We start from the raw sequence: 5795 nt of genomic DNA on the forward strand, positions 1-5795 counted from the left end.
TTTTCTCCACGTATCCACGGATGAAGTCTATGGCTCACTCCAGCCGTCGGATCCGCCCTTCTCCGAAACCAAAGCATACGAACCCAACAGCCCTTATTCGGCATCCAAGGCTGCCAGCGACCACCTGGTTCGTTCCTGGTTCCATACGTACGGACTGCCCGTCCTCACCACGAACTGCTCCAACAACTACGGGCCGTACCAGTTCCCGGAAAAACTCATTCCCCTTGTCATCACCAAAGCGCTTGCCGGCGACATGCTGCCCGTCTACGGAGATGGCACCAACGTCCGAGACTGGCTGTACGTCAAGGACCACTGTTCAGCCATACGACGCGTACTGGAAGCCGGTCAGCCCGGGGAGACCTACAACATAGGTGGCTGCAATGAGATGCGTAACCTGGAGATCGTGCGAACGGTTTGCGACCTACTGGATGACTTGACGCCTGATGCAGCTGGCCCAAGGTCCCGGCTGATCCGCTTCGTCGCAGATCGCCCGGGCCACGATCGACGTTATGCCATAGATGCTCGAAAGATCGAACGAGAACTGGGTTGGCGACCAGCAGAGACGTTCGCAAGCGGCATCCGAAAGACAGTCAGCTGGTATTTGCAACATGCAGACTGGGTATCGCAAGTTCAGAGCGGCGCCTACCGTGAATGGATGGCACGCAACTACATCAAGCGTTGAGAGGACACATCATGGTCAAAAAAGCACGCCGAGGCATCGTCCTCGCTGGCGGCTCCGGCACGCGCCTGTACCCCGCTACCCGCAGCGTCTCCAAGCAGTTACTGTCCATCTACGACAAACCAATGGTCTATTACCCATTGTCGATTCTGATGTTGGCGGGCATCAAGGAGATCCTGATCATCTCCACGCCTCAGGACACCCCTCGATTCGAACAGTTACTCGGTGACGGCAGCCAATGGGGCATTTCGTTGCAATACGCTGTCCAAGACCGCCCCGAGGGCCTGGCACAGGCTTTCCTGATTGCCGAAGATTTCCTCGATGGTTCGCCCTCGGCCCTGGTACTGGGAGACAACCTGTTCTACGGTCACGATCTCGCCAAAGACTTGAAGGACGCCAGCGAGCAAGCGACCGGTGCCACAGTGTTTGCCTATCCAGTACTAGATCCGGAGCGCTATGGCGTGGTGGAATTTGACAGCACCGGGCGCGCGGTGACGCTGGAAGAAAAGCCCACCAGACCAAAGAGCCGCTATGCGGTCACAGGTCTGTACTTCTACGACGAACGCGCAGTGGAAGTGGCCAAGTCACTTCAGCCGAGCACGCGTGGCGAACTGGAGATCACCGATCTCAACGCACGATACCTGCAGTGGAAAGAACTGGATGTGCGCGTGATGGGCCGTGGGCATGCTTGGTTCGACACCGGCACTCACGACAGCATGCTTGACGCATCCATGTTCATCAGCACCATTGAAAAGCGTCAAGGCTTGAAAGTGGCATGCCTGGAGGAGATCGCCTGGCGTGCGGGCTGGATATCGGATGCCGATCTGAATCGACTGGCAGTACCCATGGCCAAAAACGACTACGGCCGCTACATGAAACAGTTGCTAGAGGACAAGGTGTTCTGATGCGCGTTATCTATTGCGAAATTGATGGTCCGCTGATCATCGAACCCAAAGTCTTTGGAGACGCTCGTGGCTTCTTCATGGAAAGCTTCAACGCCAGAGATTTTTCCGAAGTCACAGGCGTGCAATGCGACTTCGTACAGGACAACCACTCCAAGTCATCAAGAGGTGTGATCAGAGGGCTGCATTATCAAGTCGCGCATCCTCAAGGCAAGCTGGTCAGAGTGGTGCGTGGTTCCATCTTCGACGTGGCCGTGGACCTTCGACGATCATCACCAACGTTTGGAAAATGGGTAGGCGCAGAGATCAGCGAAGAAAACCGCCGTCAGTTCTGGGTCCCCCCGGGCTTTGCTCACGGCTTCTTCGTGCGCTCACTCACTGCGGAGGTGCTCTACAAAGCCACGGACTACTACGCACCGGCGCATGAGCGCACCTTGCTGTGGAACGACCCGGACATCGGCATTCAGTGGCCTCGATGGGATGACGATCCCTTGCTGTCGGAAAAGGACCGCAAAGGACTACGGCTCAAGGATGCCGAGGTATACGCGTGACGTCACTGATCACTCGATGAGGGTAGCGCAGTAGCGCAGTCAATACAGGGGGAGCCACGACACAAGCAGGACGTTCCGTCCTCCGTGGCTCATCCACTTCGGCTTGAACGCCTGATTCGTCGTTTTGGCGATTCAGATGTGTCCAGCATCTCATGCTTGTCGAGCGCATGGCCACTCAGCTAATGGGCCAGGCCATTCTTTGTTCTGACATTTCTACAGGAGTTCATCTTGAAATACAAAATCTCTCTCGTGCTCATGGCCTCGACCTTGGCGGCCACCGGCTCCATGGCTGCCGACTATCTGACCAGCCAACGCGACATGCGCACCAGCACCGCAGAAGTCATTGCGCGAGCGGCACTCGCCGAATGCCAGAAAAAGGGCTACACAGTGGCCGTTGCCGTAACCGACAGAAGCGGTACGCCTCTGGCCATTTTGCGTGACGACATGGCTGGAGCCCATACGCCGTCCATCGCTATTGGCAAGGCTTGGACAGCAGCCAACTTCCGCATGAGCACCACCGAGGTGGTGGCCGTATCGGAGCCTGGACAACCCGCCGCTGCGATCCGCAATCTGCCTAACGTCGTGGCACTGGGAGGAGGGCTGCCCATACAGACCAAGGGCACCACCATCGGTGCAATTGGTGTATCAGGCGCGCCAGGCGGCCATCTTGACGAAGCCTGTGCACAAACTGCCGTCAAGTCCATCCAGAGCGCGCTTGACCTACCCTGAGTTCATCCAACCCGTGTGATTCATAACAAACAGAAGGACACGCGACATGCTCGCTTTTGATCATAGAAAAAACACCCGCGTATTGACCTTGTGCATCACCATCGCCTTAGGCCTACTGTCAGGCACCAGGCAAGCACAAGCCATGGAGCTGTGGGAGCCTCATCTGCCGGGACTGGACAGCGGCCTGGCGGGCGCAGCGCTGCCACCAGAGGGGCTCTATGGTGTTGTCAACAGCTATTGGGCGCACGGAACCAAATTCGACAACGCAGGAAACAAGACGTCCTTGACGCTGGATGCATTGATCGTGGTGCCTGTTGTCTTGTGGTCGACAGGTGTGAAGGTTCTGGGGGCGGACTATGCCGTGGCACTCTCCCAGCCATATGACTACACCAACGTCAAGCTAGCTGGAGAAAGCACCCTCTCCAACAACGGGCACTGGGGCTCATTCAATACCGTTCTGGTGCCGGGCATCTTGTCCTGGACGCTGCCGAATGCCCTGTATTTGAAAACCAGCTTGCTGGCCTTGCTCAACAACGCATCCTCATCGCCGTCCAACCCTCCAGCCAATGGTGGGGTGGGCGCTGGAAACGGTTTTTCATCCTGGATGCCGGAGTTGGCCGTCAGTTGGCTGAAGGACAACTGGAACATCACGGCGGACATGTATTACTCGTTCAACAACAAGAACAAGGACACCGGTTACAAGACGGGTCAAATTTTTGAAGCGGACTACACGGCCATGAAGACCATGGGCAAGTGGGGGGCTGGTTTGGGTGCCTACCAGGTATACCAGGTCACCTCCGACACGGGCCCGCTTGCAGCGGACTGCGAACAAAGTGGCTGCAAGGCTCGTCGCTTCGGGATAGGCCCCTTGGTGAGCTACCAGTTCGGTGGACTCAACCTGTCAGCCCAATACGCGCGCGACCTTTCCACTCGCAATGCAATGGGTGCGCAGATCTTCAATGTCCGAATGATTGTGCCGTTTCAATAAGCCAATCTCAACAAGGCACCCAGGCCATGAACCATCTCCGATGTGACCAGACACAGGCCTGGTCAGCATTGAGCGAATATCACGCTTTACACGGCGAAGGCATGGACCTCCGTCACGTTGCCACCAATGATGACGGCCACCAACAGCAGCAAGCAGGCATAGAGGCCCCGGAGGTGTTCGCTGACCTGTCCCGCGTGCAATGGGATGATCAGACGTTGGCACTATTGCTAAAAATGGCTGAGGAGTGCGGCCTGCCCGCCCAACGCGATGCACTGTTGCGTGGCGATTTGGTCAATCTGACCGAAGGGCGAGCTGCGCTGCATACCGCCTTGCGTGCCCCCGAACGAGCGACACCCCACAGCAAGCAGGTGCATGACGCACTTGATCACATGCTCGTATTCGCCGACGCGGTGCGCGGCAACCAGGGCCACGTCTGCCCGCCAGGCATCACTGATATCGTCCACATCGGCATCGGTGGATCAGACCTTGGTCCAAGGATGGCAATTGCTGCGCTCGAGCCTTTCACTCATCCTGCCTTGTCCATACACTTTGTCTCCAATATTGACGGACAGGAACTGGCCAGCGTCTTGCGCAAGGTGCAAGTTGCAAGTACGTTGTTCATCGTAGCGTCCAAAACTTTCACGACGCAGGAAACGATGGCCAATGCGCACACGGCCAAGCAATGGTTCCTTGACAACGGCGGACAGGATGTGTCTCGTCATTTCGTTGCCACCACCACAAATGTGCAAGCCGCCACGGCATTTGGCATCACGCGAACGTTCGGCTTCTGGGATTGGGTCGGGGGCAGATTTTCAATGTGGTCTACCGTCGGACTACCCATCGCCATCGCGGTGGGCAGCAGGTTCTTCAAAGAGATGTTGGCAGGTGCACACGCCATGGACCGGCATTTCGCCAGCGTACCTCTGTCCCACAACCTGCCCGTTGTGCTTGGCTTGCTCGATGTCTGGTACCGCAACTTCAAGCGCTACACCAGTCGATGCCTGGCGCCGTATCACCACGGCCTGCGCAGCCTGCCCGCCTATATTCAACAGCTGACAATGGAGAGCAACGGAAAAAGTGTGGATCAGCAAGGTGTCGCTCTATCGTACGCAACGAGCGACGTGATCTGGGGTGAAGCGGGCACCACCGGCCAGCACGCCTTCTTCCAGATGCTGCATCAGGGATCCGAAGTGATTCCGGTCGAATTCCTTCTGGTCAAGCGGCCACGACATCGAGATCATGTTTCGTTGACGCCGACCGTGCGAGCCATGCTGACCCAACAGCATCAGATCTTGCTTGCCAACGGTGTTGCCCAGGCAGAGGCCCTGATGTGGGGCAAGTCGTTCACACAGTCGATGAACGAGCACGCACCGACTGCATCCCCGACCATCGCGCCGGAAGTCATCGCACGGCACCGGACTTTTCCCGGCAACCGTCCGAGCCTGACCTTGGTGCTCAACGAGTTGAATCCTCGCTCACTCGGTGCTTTGGTGGCCCTGTACGAGCACCGTACTTTCGTGAGCAGTGCAATATGGGGTATCAACGCCTTTGACCAATGGGGCGTGGAGCTGGGTAAAGCGCTATGCAACGAGTTGCTACCCAGCATGGTCTCCGGCAACACGGACGGAATCGAGGCCACCAGTGCAGCGATGCTCGCCCGACTACGTTGACAGGCCTGCGCCCATGACGTGCGTCAACTGCGCGATCAGGTCAGACCAACAAGCCCAACAAGGCTGCACGTACCGTGGCAGCGGTCTTGTTCGCACAGTTGAGCTTGGTCATCACATTGGTGATATGGAAGTTCACAGTTCGTTCAGCGATTCCCATGATGTCCGAAATTTCACCGGAGGTCTTGCCTTCTGCGGTCCATTGCAGGATGGACCTCTCTCGCCCGGACAGTGTCACAGCCCCTTCAGGTTGTGTTCCCTTTGAGATCGGAAGAGCAC

At 57.2% G+C, this 5795-nt stretch carries 7 protein-coding genes; 6 read left to right on the forward strand and 1 reads right to left on the reverse strand.

The window, feature by feature from the left end; translation table 11 throughout:
- The 6 genes from EPO09_RS16785 to pgi all read left to right on the forward strand — a co-directional run.
- Positions 1–682, forward strand: a 682-nt coding sequence (locus EPO09_RS16785) for a dTDP-glucose 4,6-dehydratase (RefSeq protein ID WP_290644678.1), incomplete at its 5' end; no start/stop codon positions are given.
- A gap of 11 nt (positions 683–693) precedes the next feature.
- Positions 694–1584, forward strand: coding sequence for a glucose-1-phosphate thymidylyltransferase RfbA (gene rfbA / locus EPO09_RS16790; protein ID WP_290644680.1), 891 nt, complete (start codon positions 694–696; stop codon positions 1582–1584).
- Positions 1584–2132 carry a dTDP-4-dehydrorhamnose 3,5-epimerase gene (gene rfbC / locus EPO09_RS16795; RefSeq protein ID WP_290644682.1) on the forward strand — a complete coding sequence of 183 codons (549 nt, stop codon included), beginning with the start codon at positions 1584–1586 and terminating at the stop codon, positions 2130–2132. Before rfbA ends, rfbC begins: the two co-directional genes overlap by 1 nt.
- 228 nt (positions 2133–2360) lie before the next feature.
- A complete protein-coding gene (locus EPO09_RS16800) occupies positions 2361–2861 on the forward strand; it encodes a heme-binding protein (protein WP_290644684.1) in 501 nt (166 codons plus the stop codon).
- Positions 2862–2907: 46 nt separating this feature from the next.
- Positions 2908–3849: a transporter gene (locus tag EPO09_RS16805; protein ID WP_290644686.1), complete on the forward strand. Its 942-nt coding sequence runs from the start codon at positions 2908–2910 to the stop codon at positions 3847–3849.
- A gap of 26 nt (positions 3850–3875) precedes the next feature.
- Entirely contained in the window at positions 3876–5519 is a 1644-nt protein-coding gene (gene pgi, locus EPO09_RS16810; RefSeq protein ID WP_290644688.1) for a glucose-6-phosphate isomerase, read from the forward strand.
- A gap of 40 nt (positions 5520–5559) precedes the next feature.
- Here pgi and EPO09_RS16815 read toward each other — a convergent pair.
- On the reverse strand, positions 5560–5795 hold a 236-nt coding region (locus EPO09_RS16815), incomplete at its 5' end, for a LuxR family transcriptional regulator (protein ID WP_290644690.1).

Source organism: Aquabacterium sp. (assembly GCF_004297345.1).
Classification (GTDB): Bacteria; Pseudomonadota; Gammaproteobacteria; order Burkholderiales; family Burkholderiaceae_C; genus Aquabacterium.

Excerpts from the sequence above, each read along its gene's own strand:
- EPO09_RS16805 (WP_290644686.1), top strand. The coding sequence starts at position 2,908 with ATGCTCGCTTTTGATCATAGAAAAAACACCCGCGTATTGACCTTGTGC.
- rfbC (WP_290644682.1), top strand. The coding sequence starts at position 1,584 with ATGCGCGTTATCTATTGCGAAATTGATGGTCCGCTGATCATCGAACCC.
- pgi (WP_290644688.1), top strand. The coding sequence starts at position 3,876 with ATGAACCATCTCCGATGTGACCAGACACAGGCCTGGTCAGCATTGAGC.
- rfbA (WP_290644680.1), top strand. The coding sequence starts at position 694 with ATGGTCAAAAAAGCACGCCGAGGCATCGTCCTCGCTGGCGGCTCCGGC.